The sequence below is a fragment of the Aeromonas sp. QDB68 genome, from assembly GCF_027707405.1.
GTDB classification, from domain to species: domain Bacteria; phylum Pseudomonadota; class Gammaproteobacteria; order Enterobacterales; family Aeromonadaceae; genus Aeromonas; species Aeromonas caviae.
Map to the genome: position 1 here is coordinate 1 of NZ_JAPCIQ010000071.1, position 21,456 is coordinate 21,456.

The 21,456-nt window shown below is 63.4% G+C and carries 24 protein-coding genes and 1 pseudogene; 13 read left to right on the plus strand and 12 right to left on the minus strand.

Features of this window, described 5'->3' with window-relative positions; genetic code table 11:
* Nucleotides 1–124 precede the first annotated feature (124 nt).
* Both rmuC and PG892_RS16760 read right to left on the minus strand, forming a co-directional pair.
* A complete protein-coding gene (rmuC, locus tag PG892_RS16755; protein WP_160837014.1) occupies nucleotides 125–1,456 on the minus strand; it encodes a DNA recombination protein RmuC in 1,332 nt (443 codons plus the stop codon).
* Entirely contained in the window at nucleotides 1,453–1,668 is a 216-nt protein-coding gene (locus PG892_RS16760) for a hypothetical protein (protein WP_010672501.1), read from the minus strand. The genes rmuC and PG892_RS16760 overlap by 4 nt, the downstream gene beginning before the upstream one ends.
* A 137-nt stretch (nucleotides 1,669–1,805) precedes the next feature.
* Here PG892_RS16760 and PG892_RS16765 point away from each other — a divergent pair, with 137 nt between their 5' ends.
* Entirely contained in the window at nucleotides 1,806–2,318 is a 513-nt protein-coding gene (locus PG892_RS16765) for a ferredoxin-type protein NapF (protein ID WP_041214095.1), read from the plus strand.
* 52 nt (nucleotides 2,319–2,370) lie between these two features.
* Here the strand turns inward: PG892_RS16765 and PG892_RS16770 are convergent, their stop codons facing one another.
* The 6 genes from PG892_RS16770 to PG892_RS16795 form a co-directional block, all read right to left on the minus strand.
* Complete coding sequence (locus PG892_RS16770; RefSeq protein WP_010672499.1) at nucleotides 2,371–2,823, minus strand: Rrf2 family transcriptional regulator; 453 nt, start codon at nucleotides 2,821–2,823, stop codon at nucleotides 2,371–2,373.
* A 275-nt stretch (nucleotides 2,824–3,098) separates the two neighbouring features.
* Nucleotides 3,099–3,938 carry a PfkB family carbohydrate kinase gene (locus PG892_RS16775; protein ID WP_104452044.1) on the minus strand — a complete coding sequence of 280 codons (840 nt, stop codon included), beginning with the start codon at nucleotides 3,936–3,938 and terminating at the stop codon, nucleotides 3,099–3,101.
* A gap of 60 nt (nucleotides 3,939–3,998) precedes the next feature.
* Nucleotides 3,999–4,970, minus strand: coding sequence for a LysR substrate-binding domain-containing protein (locus PG892_RS16780; protein ID WP_210538367.1), 972 nt, complete (start codon nucleotides 4,968–4,970; stop codon nucleotides 3,999–4,001).
* Between the two features lie 153 nt (nucleotides 4,971–5,123).
* Nucleotides 5,124–5,852, minus strand: a complete 729-nt coding sequence (locus PG892_RS16785; protein WP_201891023.1) for a glutamine amidotransferase-related protein — start codon at nucleotides 5,850–5,852, stop codon at nucleotides 5,124–5,126.
* 83 nt (nucleotides 5,853–5,935) lie between these two features.
* The gene (locus PG892_RS16790; RefSeq protein WP_041212151.1) at nucleotides 5,936–7,432 is read right to left on the minus strand and encodes a CoA-acylating methylmalonate-semialdehyde dehydrogenase; all 1,497 of its coding nucleotides are present in this window, start codon (nucleotides 7,430–7,432) and stop codon (nucleotides 5,936–5,938) included.
* Between the two features lie 98 nt (nucleotides 7,433–7,530).
* A complete protein-coding gene (locus PG892_RS16795; RefSeq protein WP_039039525.1) occupies nucleotides 7,531–8,859 on the minus strand; it encodes an aspartate aminotransferase family protein in 1,329 nt (442 codons plus the stop codon).
* Between the two features lie 171 nt (nucleotides 8,860–9,030).
* Between PG892_RS16795 and PG892_RS16800 the strand changes: the two genes are divergently transcribed.
* The 6 genes from PG892_RS16800 to PG892_RS16825 all read left to right on the plus strand — a co-directional run bounded on the left by PG892_RS16800 (nucleotide 9,031) and on the right by PG892_RS16825 (nucleotide 14,223).
* The gene (locus PG892_RS16800) at nucleotides 9,031–9,573 is read left to right on the plus strand and encodes a cupin domain-containing protein (protein WP_010672493.1); all 543 of its coding nucleotides are present in this window, start codon (nucleotides 9,031–9,033) and stop codon (nucleotides 9,571–9,573) included.
* Between the two features lie 251 nt (nucleotides 9,574–9,824).
* The gene (locus PG892_RS16805) at nucleotides 9,825–11,321 is read left to right on the plus strand and encodes an aldehyde dehydrogenase (RefSeq protein ID WP_039039526.1); all 1,497 of its coding nucleotides are present in this window, start codon (nucleotides 9,825–9,827) and stop codon (nucleotides 11,319–11,321) included.
* 125 nt (nucleotides 11,322–11,446) lie between these two features.
* Nucleotides 11,447–11,620, plus strand: a complete 174-nt coding sequence (locus tag PG892_RS16810; protein WP_010672491.1) for a hypothetical protein — start codon at nucleotides 11,447–11,449, stop codon at nucleotides 11,618–11,620.
* Between the two features lie 122 nt (nucleotides 11,621–11,742).
* Entirely contained in the window at nucleotides 11,743–12,639 is an 897-nt protein-coding gene (gene rarD, locus PG892_RS16815) for an EamA family transporter RarD (protein WP_104453197.1), read from the plus strand.
* A gap of 56 nt (nucleotides 12,640–12,695) precedes the next feature.
* Entirely contained in the window at nucleotides 12,696–13,499 is an 804-nt protein-coding gene (locus tag PG892_RS16820) for an AraC family transcriptional regulator (RefSeq protein WP_270825602.1), read from the plus strand.
* A gap of 85 nt (nucleotides 13,500–13,584) precedes the next feature.
* On the plus strand, nucleotides 13,585–14,223 hold the full coding sequence (locus PG892_RS16825; protein ID WP_010672488.1) for a LysE family translocator: 639 nt from the start codon (nucleotides 13,585–13,587) through the stop codon (nucleotides 14,221–14,223).
* Between the two features lie 50 nt (nucleotides 14,224–14,273).
* Here the strand turns inward: PG892_RS16825 and PG892_RS16830 are convergent, their stop codons facing one another.
* Nucleotides 14,274–14,939: a chromophore lyase CpcT/CpeT gene (locus tag PG892_RS16830; protein ID WP_041212148.1), complete on the minus strand. Its 666-nt coding sequence runs from the start codon at nucleotides 14,937–14,939 to the stop codon at nucleotides 14,274–14,276.
* Between the two features lie 198 nt (nucleotides 14,940–15,137).
* Here PG892_RS16830 and PG892_RS16835 point away from each other — a divergent pair, with 198 nt between their 5' ends.
* Together PG892_RS16835 and PG892_RS16840 are read left to right on the plus strand one after the other, a co-directional pair.
* Nucleotides 15,138–15,581: an SRPBCC family protein gene (locus PG892_RS16835; protein ID WP_042882233.1), complete on the plus strand. Its 444-nt coding sequence runs from the start codon at nucleotides 15,138–15,140 to the stop codon at nucleotides 15,579–15,581.
* Between the two features lie 171 nt (nucleotides 15,582–15,752).
* A pseudogene (locus PG892_RS16840) lies at nucleotides 15,753–16,067 on the plus strand (DUF3313 family protein); the annotation flags it as partial.
* Nucleotides 16,068–16,127: 60 nt separating this feature from the next.
* Here PG892_RS16840 and PG892_RS16845 read toward each other — a convergent pair.
* Entirely contained in the window at nucleotides 16,128–16,628 is a 501-nt protein-coding gene (locus PG892_RS16845; protein WP_041212145.1) for a DUF1993 domain-containing protein, read from the minus strand.
* A 290-nt stretch (nucleotides 16,629–16,918) separates the two neighbouring features.
* Between PG892_RS16845 and ydfZ the strand changes: the two genes are divergently transcribed.
* Entirely contained in the window at nucleotides 16,919–17,116 is a 198-nt protein-coding gene (ydfZ, locus tag PG892_RS16850) for a putative selenium delivery protein YdfZ (RefSeq protein WP_010672483.1), read from the plus strand.
* 101 nt (nucleotides 17,117–17,217) lie between these two features.
* Here ydfZ and PG892_RS16855 read toward each other — a convergent pair whose 3' ends face one another.
* Nucleotides 17,218–17,559 (minus strand): SH3 domain-containing protein, encoded by a 342-nt coding sequence (locus PG892_RS16855; RefSeq protein WP_264787130.1) that lies wholly within the window; start codon nucleotides 17,557–17,559, stop codon nucleotides 17,218–17,220.
* Between the two features lie 238 nt (nucleotides 17,560–17,797).
* On the opposite strand from PG892_RS16855, the gene PG892_RS16860 reads away from it, so the two are divergent.
* Complete coding sequence (locus PG892_RS16860) at nucleotides 17,798–18,583, plus strand: hypothetical protein (RefSeq protein WP_270825603.1); 786 nt, start codon at nucleotides 17,798–17,800, stop codon at nucleotides 18,581–18,583.
* Nucleotides 18,584–18,861: 278 nt separating this feature from the next.
* Nucleotides 18,862–19,755 (plus strand): LysR family transcriptional regulator, encoded by an 894-nt coding sequence (locus PG892_RS16865; RefSeq protein WP_264787128.1) that lies wholly within the window; start codon nucleotides 18,862–18,864, stop codon nucleotides 19,753–19,755.
* Between the two features lie 94 nt (nucleotides 19,756–19,849).
* Here the strand turns inward: PG892_RS16865 and PG892_RS16870 are convergent, their stop codons facing one another.
* A complete protein-coding gene (locus PG892_RS16870) occupies nucleotides 19,850–20,332 on the minus strand; it encodes a hypothetical protein (RefSeq protein ID WP_264787802.1) in 483 nt (160 codons plus the stop codon).
* Between the two features lie 437 nt (nucleotides 20,333–20,769).
* On the opposite strand from PG892_RS16870, the gene PG892_RS16875 reads away from it, so the two are divergent.
* Nucleotides 20,770–21,207 (plus strand): DUF2846 domain-containing protein, encoded by a 438-nt coding sequence (locus PG892_RS16875; protein ID WP_139390179.1) that lies wholly within the window; start codon nucleotides 20,770–20,772, stop codon nucleotides 21,205–21,207.
* Nucleotides 21,208–21,456: the final 249 nt, after the last annotated feature.

Below are 21,456 nucleotides of genomic sequence, written 5' to 3' on the forward strand. Positions count from 1 at the left end.
CAAAGCCAAACCACAGAAGTATGCGACGAGAAAACCTAGTAAAAACAATGCCAGTCAGGCTTAACTGACTGGCATTACAGCCAATGGCTGCCCTTTTCGTTGTCCCGGCGAATGACGACTCCCCTCAGTCCGCCGACTCCTCTCGCTCCAGCGCCCGGTCCACCAGCGCGTCCGGCAAGGGCTTGGTCACCTCGACCCCCAGCTCGCGAAAGCGCTCGGCCTGGGCGATCAGGTTGCCACGACCGTTGACCAGCCGCCCCATCGCCTTGTCGTAGCTCTCCTGCGCCTTGTGCAGGCTGCCCCCCATCTGCTGCATCTCCTCCACGAACAGCCGCAGCTTCTCGTAGAGGCGGCCGGCCCGCTCCGCTATCTGGCGCGAGTTCTGGTTCTGCCGCTCGTAGCGCCACAGGTTCTCTATGGTGCGCAGCGCCACCATCAGGTTGGTGGGGCTCACCAGCAGGATGTTGTGTTCCAGCCCGTAGCGCACCAGGGAAGGGTCTGCTTCCAGGGCAGCGAGGAAGGCAGGCTCCACCGCCACGAACATCAGCACATAGTCCAGGGTGCGCACCCCGGGCAACTGCTGGTAATCCTTGCGGCCCAGCTCGCGGATATGGTTGCGCACCGAGGCGACGTGCTCCTTGAGCGCCACCGCCTTCTCCAGATCGTCAGCGGCGTTGTACCAGCGCTCATAGGCGGTCAGCGACACCTTGGCGTCGATGATGATGTCCTTTTCCTGGGGCAGGTGGACGATGACGTCGGGCTGGTAGCGCTTGCCCTTGTCCACCTCGATGTTGACCTGGGTGTGGTACTCATGCCCCTCGCGCAGGCCGCACTCGGAGAGGATCCGCGCCAGCACCACCTCCCCCCAGTTGCCCTGCTGCTTGCTGTCGCCCTTGAGGGCCCGGGTCAGCGCCGCCGCCTCTTCGGTCATGCGGGCGTTGAGCTCGGCAAGGCGCTCCAGCTCGAACTTGAGGTTGTGGCGCTGGGCCGTCTCCTGGGCGTGGGTCTCTCCCACCTGGCGGCGAAAGCCCTCGAGCTGCTCCTTGAGTGGAGTGAGCAGGAGATCCATGCTGTTCTGATTCAGTTCGCGGAAGTTTCCAGCATTTTGTTCAAAGATACGATTGGCGAGGTTCTCGAACTGCTGGCTGAGGCGCTGTTCAGCCTCTTGCTGCAACTGCAACTTCTCGGCGCTGGCGATGCGCTCGCTGCGCAGGGTCGCCTCGGCTTCCTTGAGACGGGCGGTGAGCTTGAGCAGCAGGGTCTGCTGCTGATCCAGCTTCTGCTGAGCCAGCATCTTCTCGTCCTGCAGCGCGTCCCAGCGATCCTGCAACCCCTGATAACGCTCCTCCAGCAGCAGCGCCTCTTCACGGCCGCTGCGCCGCCCCCACCACCAGCCGAACAGCAGTGCCAGCCCGCCAGCCAGCATGGCAGGCCACCAGGTCAGCAGCGGGGTCATCGGCGCCCCCGCTGGCGCAGGAAGAGTTCGAGATAGCGGTTGAGCAGCAACCAGATCAGCACATAGAGCAGGTAGGCCGCCAGCACCACCCACTTGTGGCTGTTGACCCCGGTATCCAGTTCACTGAACTCGATACCCTTGAGATGGCAGTAGGCCCACATCAGCAGGGGGAAGACATAGAGCAGAGAAGCACGCCACAGAAATAGCCACATGAGTTCATTCAATCCCGCAAAAAGACCCGCCTAGCTTACACAAGGGCAACCCGGCTTGCGATCCTGCCCGCCGCTATTCTCTGGCTTGCCGGCCCAAAACTGGATAAAATTAACCCCTAATAGGTATGGGAGTGGGCATGACGCATTTTTTCTGTCGCTGGCTGGCACACGCATGGGGGAGCCCCCGCAGACCCGAGGTGGTCTGCCATGAGGCACGCCCGCCCTGGGCCATCGACGAGTCCCAGTTCCTCACCCTCTGCACCCGTTGTGGCGACTGCTTCAAGGCGTGTCCCAACGGCCTCATCAAGCCCGCCGATCGCCCCGAATATGACGGCAGCCCCATCGCCGGTACCCCAGTGCTGGATCTCGCCTGTGGCCAGTGCAGCTATTGCGGCAGCTGCGCCAGAGCCTGCCCCACGGGCGCACTGGATCTCTGCCTCGGCCGCCAGGTGCAGACCCGGGTCAGGATAGAGGCGAGCTGCCAGGCCCGTCAGGGCTACTACTGCCTGCTGTGTGAAGATGCCTGCCCCCAGCAGGCGATCAAGGTCGGCAACGAGGGAGTAACCGTCAACATGGCCGCCTGCGATGGCTGCGGCGCTTGCGGCCTCGCCTGTCTGCACGGTGCCATCACCCTTGTGCCCCAGCTCTGATCGCTGGCAATGACAGAGGGGCCCGCAGGCCCCTCTGTCATTCACCGTGGCATCATGCCATGGTCAGAATATTATCCTGCTCTATGCCGAGAAGGTGGCACAGACGAGTGGGATCCCGCACCGCATCCGCTAAAGTGTACTCCCCCAGTACCTCGAGGAAGGCGTGCATGGCGCGGCGCAGAATGCCCTGGATGCGGCAGCCCCCGGAGAGACGGCAGTTTTCGCGCTTGCAGTCCACCGGGCAGAGCACGTGCTCCATGTCCATCACCACATCGCGCAGGTTGATGGAGACGGCGGCACGGCCGAGGCGGATGCCCCCATGCTTGCCACGCACCGTCTCGATGTAACCTTTGATGCCGAGCTGATGCACTATCTTGACCACGTGATTGCGGGAGATGGCGAAGGTGTCGGCCACTTCCGTGATGGTCGACAGGCGATCACCGGGCTGGATGGCCAGGAAGGTCAGGGTACGCAGGGCGTAGTCGGTAAATCGTGTCAGTTGCATGGTCGCACTTGCCTCTTACTACAAGCCAGAAATCAGGACGACAGCCGGTGGCCAAAGAGGGGGTCTGCACATGCGTGCGCACGGGATGGGCTTCTTCGACCGAGTCGTGAAGTCACAAGGGTAAGAGCAGCCCGGGCGGGTGTCGACGAAGATGTACATAAATCGACACTTTCTTTGATTGATCGCAAACTTGCCGCCTCAGCGAGGGGTTTTGGCGGTTTCCGTCGACAAACCCCCACCTCCTCTGCCATCGCCGGAGCCGTTGTCCGGCGAGTTCAGTGGGGCTGTTTCAGCCAGTTGCGCAGCGCCTGGGAGGGGATGGAGCTCTCGGAGGCCACCGCGAAGGCGCCCCAGTCCACGGCGCACTGCAACGCATCGGCCATGGCCATGCCCCGCGCAAGACCGTGGATGAGGCCGCCCGCGAAGGCATCCCCCGCCCCCGTGGTATCCACCACGGAGACCGGTCGCGCCGCCACCCTGACCTGCTCCTCCCCGTGAATGGCCACGGCGCCCGCCTTGCCCTCGGTCAGCACCAGCCATTCGAGCTGATCCCCCGCGAGCTGGCGGGCATGCTGCCAGGGGTCGCTCACCTCGCCGAGATCGGTGCGGGAGGCCACCAGCACGTGGCAAGGGCGGCGGGCCTGCCCCCCCTTGGGATACTGGGCCACCACGAAACTCTTGGCGAGCATCTGGCGCATGTAGCCCACGATGGCGGTACCCGGATAGTTCACATAGAGGCAGTCCACCCCTTCGGTCGGCAGATCCCCCGGCAGATCCGGACGACGTGGGCGCCTGAGGATGGTGCGCTCACCGGTGGCGTCCACCAGCACCAGCAGCTCGCCGGTCTCGCCGCCAAAGCGTTCCACATGGCTGCAATCCAGGCCGTATGAGGCCGCCTGCTCCAGCAGCCAGTCACCGGTGTCGTCCAGCCCGACCCGGGAGGCGATGATCACCTCGTGCCCCGCCCACACCAGTCCGATGCCGGTATTGGCGGCGCCGCCGCCGAGTCTGCGCCCCTGATCCACGTATTGCAGCCGCGCCCCCGCCACCAGGGGTTCGGCCAGGGAGAGCACATGATCACAGTTGAGATTGGCGAGCAGCAGGATGCGGGACATGGAAACCTCGGCGGGAGGAGGCCGGCACCCCGGGGTGCCGGCACAGAAACGGAAGCGGGATCAGTAGACGGGCAGCTCCACCCCTGACAGCAGCTCGTCGATGCGCGCCTGGGTCGGCTGCTGCATCACGTTTTGGATCATCTCCTTGGTGAGATGGGGGGAGAAGGAGCTGATGAAGTCATACATGTAGTTCTGCAAGAGGATGCTCTTGCTGAAGCAGATCTGGGCTGGGCAGGGCTCGAACAGGTGCTCCAGATTGATGGCCACGAGGCTGGGGGCATCGCTATCGTTGGCAACCAGGGAGGAGATGATGCCGATGCCAAAGCCTAGCTCCACGTAGCGCTTGATGACGCCGGCATCCATCACCGTCATGTAGTAGTTGGGGGTGAGGCCGGCCGCCTGGAACACCTTGTCCTGCACCTGACGCCCGGTGGCGCCGCTCTCGTAGCTCAGGATGGGATACTGGCAGAGCTGCTCCAGGGTCGGCTTCTTCACCTTGGCCAGGGGGTGCTCCTGGGGCACCACCAGGGAGAGGGTCCAGAGGTAGGCGGGCAGCGCGATCAGCTCCTTGTCGAAGCCTATCTCGTGGGCCACGATGGAAAAATCCGAGTATCCCTTGCTGATCTGCTCCTTGGTGGCGGACATCACAGGATGCAGGTGGAACGAGATCTTGGGGTACTTTTTGGTGAAGTAGGTGACGCTTTTCGGCAGCAGGTAGCGGGCGATGGTGTGGGTGGTGTGGATGTTGAGGGTGCCCACGGTCGGATCCAGGTATTCCCGGGAGATGGCCTTGATCTTGCTCTCGATATTGAGCATGGCCTCGGCACACTTGATGATCTCCTCCCCCACCGGGGTGATCCGGTGCAGGTGCTTGCCGCGGCGCTCGAAGATGCGCACCCCCAGCTCGCTCTCCAGCAAGCCGATCTGCTTGCTCACCCCAGGCTGGCTGGTATAGAGCGCATCGGAGGCAACGGAGACGTTGAGATTGTGGTCCCGCACCGCGATCAGATACTTCAACTGCTGTAGTTTCAAGGTTGCCCCCTCACAGACTGACGCGGCGCTCGTCGATGGACTAGGCCGCCAAAAATGGCGGCCAGTGTATCATCCGGACTGGGCATATCGCCGCTTGATCCTTCATTTTGCTACAAAATCTAGCATCAGCGCGGTGGATATGACAAACGGGGTTCAGCGCACGTCGGCCCCGATCGGCAGGATGCCGAGGAACTGCAGCAGCCACTGCATCATGGTGGCGGAATCCACCTCCCCTTCCAGGGAAGAGAGACTGCTCTGGTAATGTGCATCGGGCAGCCTGTCCCGTCGCCGCTCGATCAGGGCCCGGTTGTACGCCACCGAGAATTCCGGGTGCCCCTGGATGGCGACGATGTGATCCCCCTGCAGGAACATGAAGTTGGGGCAGAAGTCGTTGCCCGCGAGCAGGGTCGCCCCCGGCGGAAGCTGCTCCACCTGATCCTGGTGGCTTGCCAGGATGCGGATGGTGTCCAGCCCCGGCGCCATCCAGGGTTTTGTCATCTGCATGGCATGGACAGACACCCCCAGCCCCCACCCCTTGGTGGACTTCATTACCTCCCCTCCCAGCGCCTGGGCGATCACCTGATGGCCGAAGCAGACCCCGGCCAGCTTGACGTTGGCATCGTGGGCCCGGCGGATCCAGTCGCGCAGCGCCAGGATCCAGGGGATGTCGCTGTAGGCATCGTGGCGCGAGCCGGTGATGAGCCAGGCATCGCATTCGGTCAGATCCGGGGGCAGATCGCCGTCGAGGGCGGACCAGACCCGAAATTCCAGCTCGGGGGCCAACGCCCGGAAACCCTTGATAAACATCTCGGAGTAAACGGGACCAAAATCCCCCACCAAATCGGGGTCCAGCCGGTCACAATCGAGAATACCCAGTCGCATCTGTTACTCCTTGACAGAAGCGCCCCCGCAGACCGGCGGCCTGCGGGGGCAAGAGATTAAAGCCATGGCAGCGAGCCGGTGGCTCACTTCATGGTCGGCATGGAGAACTCGGCGCCGGCGCGCAGGCTCTGGGGCCAGCGGGCGGTCACCGTCTTCATCCGGGTGTAGAAGCGCACCCCATCCGGCCCGTGCATGTTGAGCGGCCCGAAGATGGACCGTTTCCAGCCACCGAAGCTGTGAAACGCCATGGGCACCGGAATGGGAACGTTCACCCCTACCATACCGACCTGAACCCGCGTGGTGAAGTCCCTTGCGGTATCTCCGTCACCGGTGAAGATGGCGGTGCCATTGCCATACTCGTGTTCGTTGATGAGGCGCAGGGCCGTCTCGTAGTCCGGGGACCGCACGATGGCGAGCACGGGGCCGAAGATCTCCTCCCGGTAGATGCGCATCTCGGGGCCGACCCGATCGAACAGGCTGCCCCCGATGAAGTAGCCCTCGCCATGGCTCAGGCCCCGGCCATCCACCACCAGCTCGGCCCCCTCGGCCACTCCCTGATCCACGTAGCCGCGCACCTTGGCCAGGTGTTCCCGGCTGATGAGGGGCCCCATCTCGTTCTCCGGACTCTGACCGAGGCCGGGGCCGACCCGCAGGGCCGCCACCAGGGGAGAGAGCTTCGCCACCAGGGCATCGGCGGTCTCGTCACCCACCACCACGGCCACCGAGATCGCCATGCAACGCTCGCCCGCCGCGCCATAGGCGGCCCCCATCAGGGCGGAAACCGCCTGATCCAGATTGGCATCCGGCATGACCACCATGTGGTTCTTGGCGCCGCCCAGGGCCTGCACCCGCTTGCCGTGGGCCGAGGCGGTGGCATAGATGTACTGGGCGATGGGGGTGGAGCCGACAAACGACACGGCACCGACCCTCGGGTCGGTCAGCAGCACGTCCACCACCTCCTTGTCGCCGTTGACCACGTTGAGCACCCCGTCCGGCAGGCCCGCCTGCTTGAGCAGTTCGGCCATGCGCAGAGAGAGGGACGGATCCTTCTCCGAGGGCTTGAGGATGAAGGTGTTGCCGCAGGCCAGGGCCACCGGGAACATCCAGAGCGGCACCATGGCAGGGAAGTTGAACGGGGTGATGCCGGCGCAGACCCCCACCGGCTGCATCATGGAGTGACTGTCCACCCCGCGGCCCACGTTGAGAGAGTGCTCCCCCTTGAGCAGGTGGGGAATACCGCAGGCAAACTCCACCACCTCCAGCCCCCGGGTCAGCTCCCCCTGGGCGTCGGAGAAGACCTTGCCGTGCTCGCGGCTGATGAGCTGGGCCAGCTCGTCCCTGTGCTGCTCCATCAGCTCCTTGAAGCGGAACAGCACCCGGGCCCGCACCAGCGGCGGGGTCTGGGACCACTCCCCAAAGGCGCGCTCGGCGCAGGCAATCGCCTCGGCACACTCATCGGCCGTGCTGAGAACGACGGAGCCTTGCTGCTGGCCGGTGGCCGGATTGAAGATGGCACCGAAACGCTCGCTGCGACTCTCGGTCGTCTCGCCGTCGATGAAGTTGTCGATCCTGTAACTCATAAATCCTCCGTGATGGGTCATCCGTCCTCCCCTCGCCGCGCCGGGGCAGCACAGGGGGATGACGCCCGGGACGAGCGCCATCCTGTGTGATGTGGGGGTCAGTCCTGGGCCTGCAGGGCGTCCTGCAGCAGGGTGAAGAGATCGTCGATCTGGCTGCGCTCGATGATGAGGGGCGGCGACAGGGCGATGATGTCTCCCGTCACCCGGATCAGCGCCCCCTTCTCGAAGCAGCGCACGAACACCTCGTAGGCCCGCTTGCCCGGCGCATCGGGCATGGGTTCGAGCTCGATGCCCGCCACCAGGCCGTAGTTGCGCACGTCCTTCACGTGCTTGCAGCCCTTGAGGGAATGGGCCGCCTCCTCCCAGTAGCCCGCCAGCTCGGCCGCCCGGGTCAGCAGATTTTCGTTGCGATAGATCTCGAGGGTCGCCAAACCCGCCGCCGCGGCCACCGGGTGGCCGGAGTAGGTGTAGCCGTGGAACAGCTCGATGGCCCCCTTGCCCGCCGCCATCATGTCGTCATAGATATGGTTTTGCACCAGCACGGCCCCCATGGGGATGGCGCCGTTGGTGAGCCCCTTGGCGCAAGTGATCATATCGGGGATGACGTCGAACTCCTGGGCGGCGAAGGGGGAGCCGAGGCGGCCGAAACCGGTGATCACCTCGTCAAAAATCAGCAGGATGCCATGTTTGGTACAGATCTCCCGCAGCCGCTTGAGATAGCCCTTGGGGGGCATGATGACCCCGGTGCTGCCGGCGATGGGCTCGACGATGACCGCCGCGATGTTGCTGGCGTCGTGCAGGAAGACAATCTTCTCCAGTTCATCGGCCAGGGTGAGGTCTTCTGCTGGCAATCCCTTGGTGAACGCATTTTTCCCTATGTTGAGGGTGTGGGGCAGATGATCCACCCCGGTCAGCAGGGAGCCGAACCACTTGCGGTTGCCGGGAATGCCCCCCACCGAGATGCCGCCAAAACCCACCCCGTGGTAGCCGCGCTCGCGGCCGATGAGCCGGGTACGGGTCCCCTGGCCACGAGCCCGCTGCCAGGCCAGCGCAATCTTGAGCGCGGTGTCCACGGACTCCGATCCGGAGTTGGTATAGAAGACGTGACCGAATCCCTTGGGGGCGATCTCCACCAGCCGGTTGGCCAGCTCGAACGGCAGGGGGTGGCCCATCTGGAAGGTGGGGGCAAAATCGAGGTGGGAGATCTGCTGGGAGACCGCCTCGGCGATCTCGCGCCGACCATGGCCTGCGTTGCAACACCAGAGTCCGGCAGTGCCATCCAGTATCTTGCGGCCATCCTCTGAGTGATAATACATCCCCTCTGCCGACTTCAGGATGCGCGGCGCCGCCTTGAACTGCTGGTTGGCGGTGAACGGCATCCAGAATGCGGACATGTCGGGGGTATTGATGTCGCTGACAGGTTTCATGGTCACCTCATCCTTAAGGCGTTTAGTAACACCCGGCTCATGCCTATTAAATTAAACACCTGAATCCATAAAAAAGGGCTTTTATCGCCCGGCTTGGTGTCACCCCTCAGGGGTGGTATAAGATATTTAACACAATTTTAATAATAGTAAACAGTCAAGGAGTGTCTATCGATGGATATCGGTCACCGCCTCAAGGCGGTTCGCACCAAGGCGGCCCTCTCCCAGCGCGAGCTGGCAAAACGCTCCGGTGTGACCAACGGCTTTATCTCCCAGATCGAGAAAAATCAGGTGAGCCCCTCGGTGGCCTCCCTGCGCAAGGTGCTGGAAGGCATCCCCATGTCATTGGCCAGCTTCTTCACCGACGAGACGGAGATGGATTCCGAGGTGATCTTCCGTGCGGACGACATGCCGGATCTCGGCACCCACCCCATCAGCTACCGTCTGGTGGGTCACAGCCGCGCCAACCGCGCCATCGGCATGATGCAGGAGATACTGCCCCCGGGCGCCGACACCGGTGACGACATGCTGAGTCACGAAGGGGAAGAGTGCGGCATCGTCATCCGGGGTCAGGTGGAAGTCACGGTAGGCGAGCAGGTTCACCTGCTGGCACCGGGGGATGGCTACTACTTCGACAGCCGCACTCCCCACCGTTTTCGCAACGTGGGGGATCAGGAGTGCGTGCTGATCTCGGCCAACACGCCCGCCAGCTTTTGACGGGCCTTCTCTCGGAACAGCCCGCCGGGATCCACCCCTGCCCGACCCGGGGATCAGGCCCGCGACACGGGCTCCCGCCCCGCCGCGCGACCCCCGACACCACAGGCCAGGGCGCCCGGTGTGACCCGCCGTTGGCCCGGGTTGTTCGGGAACAGTGTTTAATGAATTGTTACAAGATGGATTTACAAGCGGCAGGATGTTTAGCATATTGATACGCGGAGACTGACTTTCTGCCGGTTCAAGGAGTGAACATGAGTGACCTGACCCTGGCCCAGTGGCAACACAAGGCCGCCCATCTGACCCTGCCCTCGCAAGCCTTTATCGACGGCACCTACCGGGATGCCGTCAACGGCGCCACCTTCGATTGCATCAACCCGGCCAACGGCCAACTGCTGACCAGGGTCGCCTCCTGCGACGCCGCCGATGCCGAGCTGGCGGTCAAGGCGGCCCGTGCCGCCTTCGACGACAAGCGCTGGTGCGGCCTCTCTCCCAAGCAGCGCAAGCTCATCATGCAGCGCTTCGCCGAGCTGATGCGCCTGAACCTGGTGGAGCTGGCACTGCTGGAGTCGCTGGATATGGGCAAGCCCATCGGCGACGCCATGGGGTATGACGCCCCCGCCGCCGCGAACTGCATCGCCTGGAACGCCGAGGCGATAGACAAGATCTACGATCAGGTCGCCCCGGTGGAAGAGTCCGCCCTGGCCCTGGTGACCCGCGAGCCCCTCGGTGTCGTGGCTGCCATCGTGCCCTGGAACTTCCCCCTGGTGATGGCCTGCTGGAAGCTGGGCCCGGCGCTCGCCACCGGCAACTCGGTGATCCTCAAACCCTCCGAGAAATCCCCCCTCACCGCCCTGCGCATCGCGGGTCTGGCGAAGGAGGCGGGCATCCCCGACGGCGTCTTCAACGTGCTGCCGGGCTTTGGTCACACCGTGGGCGAGGCGCTGGCCATGCACATGGACGTCGACTGCATCACCTTCACCGGCTCCACCAAGATCGGCAAGCATCTGGTGCAGTGCTCCGGCAAGTCCAATCTGAAACGCGCCTTTATGGAGTGCGGCGGCAAGAGCCCCAACATCGTGCTGGCGGATGCACCGGATCTGGATGCCGCCGCCCGCAGCGCCGTCGGCGCCATCTTCTACAACCAGGGGGAAGTGTGCACCGCCGCCTCCCGCCTGCTGGTGCAAAACAGCATCAAGCCCCAGTTCATGGAGCGGCTGCTGGCCCACGCCCGCGAGTGGATCTCGGCCAACCCGCTCGACCCCACCACCCGCATCGGCGCCATGGTGGACCACATCCAGATGGAGCAGGTGCTCAACTACATCGCCATCGGCCAGCAGGAGGGCGCCAAGCTGCTGCTGGGGGGCAAGCGCACCCAGCCCGAGGAGGGCGGCTACTACATCGAACCCACCATCTTTGACGACGTGACCCCGACGATGCGCATCTTCCGCGAGGAGATCTTCGGCCCCGTGCTGGCGGTGACCGGCTTCGACACCCTGGAAGAGGCCATTGCGCTGGGTAACGACACCGACTACGGCCTGGCCGCGGCGATCTGGACGGCGGATCTCAACCAGGCGGTGAAGGGCTCCCGCGCCCTGCGCGCCGGCACCGTCTTCGTCAACAACTGGGATGGCGGCGACATGACCATGCCGTTTGGCGGCTTCAAGCAGTCCGGCAACGGGCGCGACAAGTCCCTGCACGCCCTGGAGAAGTACACCGAGCTGAAAAGCACCTGGATCCAGCTCGAATAACGTCATAAATGACGCTTATCAACAAAACAGGGGGGAGAAATCCCCCTTTCTCATTTTTACTCTTTTATCCCCTCGCTCAATCGATATAATCGTCAAATAGCAAGCCATTAAATTTAAAGATAAAAATGCTGTTTTTTCTGGGAAGTGTACTGTTTCTGGTCGTGGGACTGCCGCTGTTGTTCTTCGTGCTGGGTCAGGGGGAAGCCTATGTCACCTGGGGCCCCTGGATCTCCGCCATCGCCCTCATGCTGTGGCTGCTGATGGACGTGGAGAAGATCCGCCGCGGGGGCGGTCGCTGAAGTCGCTCCTGCTGTTAAAATCCCGTCAGACCCATTTATTGTCTTCTTTCCCTGCAAAAGGATCGCTACACTGACTTTTTGCGATGTTTCCCGACATCCGCACTCCAGTGAAGGTTATCCGCATGCAACAACAGATCCAGCGCCAGGGCGTCCTCTATGCCCTCGGCGCCTACACCCTTTGGGGCCTGGCACCCATCTACTTCAAGTCCCTCTCCGCCGTGCCGGCCGCCGAGATCCTGACCCACCGCATGATCTGGTCCTGCGCCCTGCTGATGGTGCTGGTGCTGCTCGGACGCCAGTGGCACAAGGTGCAGGCGGTGCTGCGCCATCCCAAGGTGCTGCTCACTCTGGCCTTCACCTCCGTCACCGTCGGCGGCAACTGGCTGCTGTTCATCTGGGCCATCAACAACGGCCACATGCTGGATGCGAGCCTGGGCTACTACATCAACCCCCTGTTCAACGTGCTGCTCGGCATGGTGTTTCTGAGCGAGAAGCTGCGCCGCCTGCAGTGGTGGGCGGTAGGGCTCGCCTTTGTCGGTGTCGCCGTCCAGCTCATCGCCTTCGGCTCCCTGCCCTGGATAGCCCTGGTGCTGGCCTCGAGCTTCGCCATCTACGGCCTCATTCGCAAGAAACTGGCCCTGGACGCCCTCACCGGCCTGCTCATCGAGACCCTGATCATGCTGCCGCCAGCCGCCTTCTATCTGTGGGGCATCGCCGACAGCCCCACCAGCCACCTCACCCAGAATGACTGGCACCTGAACCTGCTGCTCATCGCCGCGGGCGCCGTCACCACGGCCCCCCTGCTCTGCTTCACCGCAGCGGCCACCCGGCTCAAGCTCTCCACCCTGGGCTTCTTCCAGTACATAGGCCCCAGCCTGATGTTCATCCTGGCGGTGACCCTTTATGGCGAGGCGCTGGCGCTGGACAAGATGATCACCTTCGGCTGCATCTGGAGCGCCCTGGTGCTGTTCAGCCTGGATGGCCTGCGCAGCGGCAAGCGGCGCCAGGAGGCCGGCTGAGGCGCCGGCGCAATAATCTACAAGCCAAGGGGCCGCTTTCGGGGTATCAATAGGGGATGAACGCACCCCAATCCCGCATCCACTACTGGCAATCCCGGCTGCTGCCGGGGGTTGAACTCTCCCACTCCCACCACAGGGAGTTCAGCTATGGCCGCCACGTGCATCTGGACTACCACATCGGTCTGGTGCAGCAGGGCGGCCAGAAGTTCATCCACAAGGGGAACAGCCACAACCTGGTGCGCGGCGAACTCTCCACCGTCAACCCGGACGAAATGCACGACGGCCTCAGCCTGCTGCCGGAAGGGTACGAGGTGCGGGTCTTCTCCATCGCCCCCGAGCAGCTGGCCCGCTGGCTGCCGGAGCACCCGGAGCCCTTCTTCGACAAGGGGCTGCAGAGTCGCCCCGACCTCTATCAGGGCTTCGCCCGTCTGCACATGTACCTGGATCAATCAAACCCCGACGGCCTGCTGGCGGAGAGCCAGCTGCTGGCCCTGCTCGGCGAGCTCTTCCGGCTCGCCCCCGAGCGCCACGCCCTGGCGGATCCCCAACTCAGATACCTGCGCGACCATCTGCTGGCCCGGCTGGACGAGCGCCACAGTCTGGAAGACCTGGCCGCCCTGTTCGGACTGGATCGCTTCGCCTTCCTGCGTCAGTTCAAGAAGAAGACCGGCATGACCCCCTATGCCTGGCTCAAGCGGCTGCGCCTCGAACAGGGCAAGCGCCTGCTCGGCAGCGGTCTGCCGGTGAGCGAGGTGGCACTGGCGGTGGGCTTCTTCGATCAGAGCCACTTCCACCACGGTTTTCGTCAGGCCTTCGGGCTCACTCCGGCGGAGTATCGCCAGCAGATGCTGCCCGCCTGAATCGTCGCCGCTGCAATCTTTTACAATCTCCCGTCCCCCGTCCTGCCCCATGCTGTCACCTCCATACCGCTGTCGGAGGTCTTTTATGTTCACCAGCCTGTTTCTGACCCTGGGTCTCGTCCACCTCGTTGCCCTGGCGAGCCCGGGCCCGGATTTCGCACTCATCCTGCGCACCAGCCTGCACAGGCCCACCGCCCTCGGAGCGGCCCTTGGCATCGCCCTCGCCATCCTGCTCCACGCCACCCTGAGCCTGACCGGCATCAGCCTGCTGATCGCAAGCCAGCCCTGGCTCTTTCTCGCCGTGAAACTGGTGGGTGCCCTCTATCTGGGCTGGCTGGGCTGGGGGGCGCTGAAAGCGGCCTGGCAGGGAAGCGGGGATCTGGCGCTGCGCGCCGGAGGCGAGCGGCCGGGCTGGCGCAAGGGGGTGAAGAGCGGGCTGGCCACCAATCTGCTCAACCCCAAGGCGATGCTGTTCTTCATGGGGCTGCTGGCCGCCATGGTGACGCCCCAGGTGGATGGCCTGACCCGGGGATTGCTGATCCTGGAGCTGTTCCTGCTCTCCCTCGTCTGGTTCAGCGCCCTGGCCTGGAGCCTCTCCACCCCCCGCGCCCAGCACCTGCTCGGCCGCATCCAGCGCCCGCTCAACCTGATGACGGGCCTGCTGTTTGGCGCGGTCAGCCTCTCCATCCTGGTGGATCTGCAGGGGCACTGGCCGGCGGCCTGACCGGCACATCGTTGGCGGCAAGCAGGGAGGGGCCTTGACGGACGGCGCGACTACTCCCCGCGCCGCATCCCCTTGCGCAGGTAGACGTAACCCTCCCCCGGGCTGCCCCAGCGCTGATGGGCGCCGTTGTCATAGGCCCTGTCCAGCAACCGGACGCTGTCCGGGCCGATCCAGAGGTACTGCACCAGGGTGGTGGCACCGCCAAAATCGGTGGCGCAATGCCCGACCCGGGTCTGTCCCTTGTACTCCCCGCCCGGCTGGCGGGTCAGCCAGATTTCGCACCCTTCGCGCAGGGAGAGTTGCTGCGGGGTGAGGGAGTCAAGCAGCTCGGGCCGACGCCAGGCGCCGGCAAAATCCGTGGCCCTCGGCATGGTCAGTTCGGCCATCAGGATGCGGCCATCGGGCAGGGAGGAGAAGCGGTAGATGCGCTGGCGAAACGGTCGCTGCGCCCGCTCGGTCAGAAACTGCTCCGCATAGACCCAGCGAAAGGGGCCTTCCCCGGGCCAGATCTCCACCAGCCGCAGCTCGGCGCTGGTGAAGCGGGCATCGAAGGTGGCCTGCTCCTGGCTGGAAAACTCCCCCGAGAACCAGGAGAGCAGGGGCTCCAGCCTCCCCTGCGTGGCATGGGGGCCGGGGGCCGTCACGAAGGGGACGGGCGCCGCCCAGATCAGGCTGGCGTAAAACAGCCCCAGCAGGGCCGCCATCAGCTGTGTCATCGAACCCTTCCGAGTCGCTTGCATGGCGGCGATTATATGAGCGAACGGTGACAATAACCTCTATCTTGATCAACTCCTTGAAGAGAAAACGAAAAATCCTCTCTGCAGGCGAAAGGAGGCGACGCCCCCCCGCAGGCCACGGGGATGACGGCTATCCTTGCTGCGACCCGTCCCTGTTGCCACCAAGAGGAGTCCCCCATGAACACAGTCACCCTGCATCGCGTGCTCAAGGCCCCGCCACAGCGGGTTTACCAGGCCTTTATCGAGCCGGACGCCCTGGCCAAATGGCTGCCCCCCCATGGCTTCACCTGCAAGGTGGCGGCGCTGGATGCCAGGGTCGGCGGCCAGTTCAGGATGTCGTTCACCCACTTCGCCAGCGGCCACACCCACGCCTTCGGCGGCGAGTATCTCGCGCTGGAGCCGGGCAAGCGCATCCGCTACACCGACCGCTTCGACGACCCCAACCTGCCGGGGGAGATGCAGGTCACCATCACCCTCACCCAGGTGCTGTGCGGCACCGATCTCGCCATCGAACAGGCGGGTATACCGGCGGTCATCCCGGTGGAGATGTGCTACCTCGGCTGGCAGGAGTCCCTGATGCAGCTCGCCACCCTGGTGGAGCCCGAGATCCCCGCCGAGTGACCCGACACGGGGGCTCCCCCGGTGGCCCCCACATAGATACCCCTTGTGAGAGAGGGGCCTGATCAGGTATCTCTGTGGGCAGGGCGGGCTGCGCTCTTGCAGCGACCATCCACCGCCAGGAGCCCCCATGAAACGAGTCTTGATGATGACCATGGCCGCCGCCCTGCTGGGCGGGTGCAGGCGGCCATCACCAACTTCGACCTGACCCGGCCCAACCCCAAACTGCGGGATCTGCTGCCCGCCAAGATCGCCATCAACGTCACCCGCGAGGTGATAGGCAAGGAGCCCTATCTGCTCAGGGTGGGGAGCATGGCCCAGTTGCTCGACGCCCAGAGCGGCAAGCTGCTGGTGCGGGTGATGGACGCTCGCGAGAGCCCGGACACCACCCACAAGGATTCCCCCATCACCGCCCTGGAGATGGAGAAAATGATCGATCAGTGGGCCGCAAGTCGCGCCAAACAACTGGCCGACAACCTGGGGCGCTGAGCCGGGCCGAAAACGACAAAGCCTGCCAGGGGGCAGGCTTTGTCGTCGCTGAAGCGCGGTTTATTGCAGGTTCAGACCACCCAGGTAATCCCGCTTGCCCAGATCCACCCCGGCCTGGCGCAGCAGGGCATAGGTCATGGTGAGGTGGAAGTAGAAGTTCGGGATGCCGTACTCGTGGACGCAGCTATGGCCGTCCATCCCCTTGCCACCGGCCCAGTAGGGGTAGTAGTGGCCGCTCGCATACTGGCTGAAATCGGCGTCCAGCTTGCCTTGCAGGTAGGCGATGGTCTTGGCCACGTGGGCGCGCAGATCCGCCATGGTCTTGGGATCATCCCCCAGCACCGGCGGCTCGCTCAGGCTGGCGGTGGCCACCACGGCGCGGGCGCTGTCGCAGCAGATCAGCACCTGCTTGCTCAGGGGCAGCATGTCGACGATGAGGCGCTCATTGAAGAAGTTGTCCACGTTGAATTTCTTCGCCTCGGCGTGGGCCTCGGCCTTGGCCAGACACTGGTCCAGGTTGGTCAGCATCTTGATGAACTGGGCTGCGATATCACGATTCATAATGCACTCTCGGTTGGTTGAAGGCAGTAAAACGAGCGGCTCCACTATAGCGCATCCCCCTTGCAGTTCGAGCCCGAGGAGATGAAAAGCGGGGGCGTTCTTCCTGCCCTGCGACAGGCAGTGGCGATCACCGGCGGGCAGCGAGACCAGCGCGCCATACCCCGTCGCCGCACCGAGTCCCTCTTTCCCCTTTTTTTGATCTGTGACAGGCATCTCGTTTTTCGAGGGGCGTAGTCTGGAGCCCGTTGCCCCGGCACGGGCCGGGGCCCCCATCCCACAAGGAGAATGCCATGAAGATCTACGATCGAAACCGCAATGTGCTGACCCTGGGCCAACGGGTGATGATTGCCGCCACTGGCGCGGTCGACACCCTCAAGGAGGCGCACACCGACAACCTGACCCCCTATGAGGCGGAACATGAGAAGTGCGTGCTGCTGACGAACAGCCAGGAGCGCTACGCCCCCATCGAGTTGATTAGACTAGGCTGATCCCGTTTTCCGTCACCCTACTCTTTACAATTCACCCGGCCGCACGTCCGTCGCTGGCCGGGTTTCTCTCCGCTCTACTCCTTCTCCGAGCCGCTGCCACCTTATGAGGGCGAGGCGATGCAGCTTGCAGGTATCCAGCCGGATTGCCCCGCTTCGTTGTGAACCCAGAGCCAGCCTGCCAGCTCCCGATCCACCCGAACCCGCTCCCCCGCCGCCACGTCCAGCTCCCGGGCGGTATAGTCCTGGCGCGCCTGCGCCTCCCCGGCGCTGATCGGGGTCAGCATGGACAGGGGCGCCCACCCCTCGTTGCCGTCTGCGGTAAAGGTGCGCACCCAGCCCGGGAACTCGTCGTCCTCATGGCCGATGCGCACCCGCTCACCGGCCCGAAAGGCGATGGGATTGGGGTAACAGGTGTGGTGCGCCGTGGTGATCAACGCCAGCATTGTCTCGTCCTCCGACAGGTTCTGATGAGTAACGTCCAGAGTCATACCATAAGCCGGGTCCCGTTGCGTCAGCCGGGCTCACACCCTCTGGCAGAGGGCGATCTCCCCCGGGGCGGGCCGACGGCTCTTGATCCCCACGATTCATTACTGTCAGTGAATTTTCATATCATCCGAGTGTCATTTCAGTGAACACATCGCCGCCCTAGACTGCTTCTCGAACCTTAACGAGGAGTCTTGTATGAAACTCACCCCTATCCCGTTGCTGGCCGGCACCCTCGCCTCGGCCTTCTCTTTCAACACCTTCGCCGGTGACATCGTCTCGGTGCAGTTCAGCGATGGCCGCCCCGCCGTGACCGGGGTCGAGGCGGTTAACAACGCGCTCAACCCCATCGGCGTCAACGTGGTCACCGTCGACATTCCCGAGGCCGCCAGGCCGCTGCTTGAAGCCTCCCACCGCCGCGCGTTGACCAAAGCGGAGCACGGCGCCCTGATTGCGGCCTTCAACCTGAGTCAGGGGGACCTGCTGGAACAGGCCAGGCTCGCAGGGCGCGCGCCTGCGGTGCAAGGGGGCGGCGTCGCCACCGAAGAGACCGGCGTCGGCCCCTACCCCAAGGTCTATGACGTGATGGCGCTGGACGAGCGCACCCGCAGCGCCGTGCTCGGCAAATATGGCCGCATGCACGTCAACTCCGCCGAGGACGGCACCGACATCGACGAGGTGATGACGGTGGTCAGCGGCGGCCCCTTCCGCTGGGGCTTTACCCTCAAAGACGGCAGCATCGCCCGCTTCCAGATAGACAGGGTGGGCCTGGAGGACAAGGCCGTGCGGATCAGCTATCACGGGCTCGGCATGCACGCCGGGTTGATGGATGCAAAACAGGGGCTGCTGGTGGCCTTCGCCCACGGGCCCAGAGCGTTCACCATGCGCTACCAGGCCGACGTGCCCCACGCCCAGTTGCTCGGCACCAACCCCTGGGCCGATGTCGGCATCACCCTGCCCCCCGCCCCCGGCAAGGTGCAGTAAGCCGGTGCGTGCCATCTGGCGGCGGGGCCCGGGCCCTGCCGCCTGCTTTTATGCCTGCCGTCACAGGCCGGGGTGCCCGGGGCTCATCGCCTCTCTTTCGTCTGCGTCTCTGCCGGACCCGCCACGCCCCGGAGGGCCATGATCCGGACCGGTCTGCCACCGGCAACTCTCTGTCTGGCGGGGGATGGGGGGTGGACACCCCGGGGAACCGCACTATTGTGATAAAAGTGCGCAATGATGGCGCCATCATTTACCAGTAGTGAATTAACGGGGGCAGGATGAACAAGATCACGGCGCTGAACGTCTTTCGCCGGGTGGTGGAAATGGGCACCTTCAGGGCGGCGGCGGACGACCTGCGCCTCTCGCAGGCGGCGGTCAGCAAGAACATCAACGAGCTGGAAGCCTATCTCGGCATCGCCCTCATCAACCGCACCACAAGGCGGCTGAGCGTCACCGAATCCGGCATGGCCTATTACGGCCAGATATGCGCCGTGCTGGACAGCCTGGAGGCCGCCGACCAGTCCATCATGGCCGCCTCCTTCACCCCCAGGGGCAGGCTGAGGATCGGCATGCCCATGTCCTACGGGCTGATCCGCCTCAACCCCCTCGTCTGCGCGTTCCAGCGCCGCTACCCGGAGATCGGCATCGAGGTGATCCTGAGCGACGCCTACATGGATCTGGTGGATCAGGGGCTGGACGTGGTGATCCGGGGGGCTGGCACCCTGGAGGACTCCACCCTGCGCGCCAAACCCCTGTGCGAGGTGCAGCGGGTGCTGTGCGCCGCCCCCGACTACCTGAAGGAGGCGGGCCAACCCGCCCACCCGGTGGATCTCAAGGGCCACAACTGCCTGCGCTACAGCCTCTCCTCCTCCCCCAACAAGTGGTTCTTCACCCAGGACGCGGAGAGCGTGGCGGTGGAGCTGCCCCCCGCCAGCTTCTGTGCCAACAACGGCATCGCCCTGAAACAGGCGGCGGTGCAGGGGCTCGGGGTGATCCTGGTACCGGATGAATTCGTGTCGAACGACCTGTCGGACGGCACCCTGGTCAGACTGCTCCCCGACTGGCAACCCGACCCCCACGCCCTCTTCGCCGTCTACCCCTTCCACAAGGAGCAGTCCCGCAACGTGCGGCTCTTTATCGAATTTCTCGTCAAGGCGTTTCAGTTGCGGTGAGCCCGACAGGCGGATACCTGTTGGAACCCGCCTGCATGTAGGTTCGATTAGCGAAGCGTCATCGGACGATCGCGTAATCAATCGCTCCCTCTGGCTACCGTCCGTCGTCCAGGATGACGCCCCCTGCCTGTGTTGCCGATCTATCCGCAAATAGTCGCCTGCCAAGCTGGCGGATCAGCAGCAATGGCGCCAGCAGGGTGAGCAGCAGCCAGTGGGTATGAGGCAGAATAAAGGTTCGGATGATCTCGTGTGGCAGCCAGGTCGATGCGGTTGCCGTCATAAAGGCGATGTCATAGGTCTGCCACAACCAGAGTCCGGCAAAGAGCGGCAACAACAGCGGACGGGGTATCAGCAAAAACAGGGGTAAGTAAACACACGCGAGTAAGGCGCTGAACTCCAGCATGGTTGGGGCCAGTTCAGCAAAGGTCCTTTCTGAAGAGAGGCCACTCCATTCGAGGGAAGTATCCTCGGTCAGTGCAGGCCACCACGATACGTATTGAAACAGGGTAAACGAGATCATAAACAGCAGGCTGGTCAGCAGCGCCAGCGCCGTTTTTCGCAAAAACCAGTGCCCCATCCGGCGTAGTGTCGGTATCCACTTAGACATTAATGACTCCCATCTGATGACGGGGCAGTATGCCTTGGCTGGCGGTGTGGTTAAAGCAACGCGCAGCTGCAATTCAGATCGGCCAACCCCTTGTTGGCACCTGTAATGGCAGCCCGATGCCCTAGTTGCAGCCAAAACGGTTGGTATAAATTTAATTTATAGGTTTTGCGAAAATGCCATCGTTTTGTCTTATAAAGGCAGGCGGCAAGCCACAAGCTCCCGTTTGGCTGCCAGCGGGGCTCTGAAGGGCAATGGCCGATTTGGCGAGAGGAATGATAGCGACAGGGGAGGCTGCCAAATGCTGAAAAATTGAGCCGAGTCACACCCCGCTCGATTTGAGCGATTGTCAGCCAGTGCAGGCTCATGCGAACCTTTAATGCCCGTTAACCCACTAAAAAATAACGACTATGTTCAGGCAAATAATGATGAGTGCCGCCCTGCTGTCGGCGGCGCTGCTTTCCGGTTGTGCTTCCGTACCCATGGCCGATGCCACCGCAGACGCGCAGGCCAAGCAGTTTGTGGCGCCCAAGGATGCGGCCAATCTCTATATCTATCGCAACGAGACCTTCGGCACGGCGGTGAAAATGCCGGTGCTGGTGGATGGCGTGGCAGTCGGCGATACCGTGGCCCACAGCTATATCCTCAAGCAGGTGACGCCGGGCAGCCACACCATCACCTCCAAGTCGGAGAACGATGCCACCCTGACCCTCAGCACCGAGGCGGGTAAAAACTACTACGTCTGGCAGGAGGTCAAGATGGGCCTGCTGATGGCCCGCTCCAAGCTGAGTCAGGTCAGCGAAGAGGAAGGCAAGCAAGGTGTGATGGAGAGCAAGTTGGTTAAGTGAACGGGTTGAGTCGTGACCAATATTGATGGTCGTGGATTACTGTGGCCATATTGATTCTGTCCGTATGAATTTCGTCAAGCATGGCTATGTGGATAGGTTAGAGATAGGCATATGTGACCTGAAAAATTCCCTCGTGAGCGACCAAATTCGTGATTGCCAGTCAAGGTCATGCCCTGACTCTTATACACAAATAGCGGTCTGAACGGAACTTTTCCCGTTTTCCAGGATCTGATCTTCCATGTGACTCCC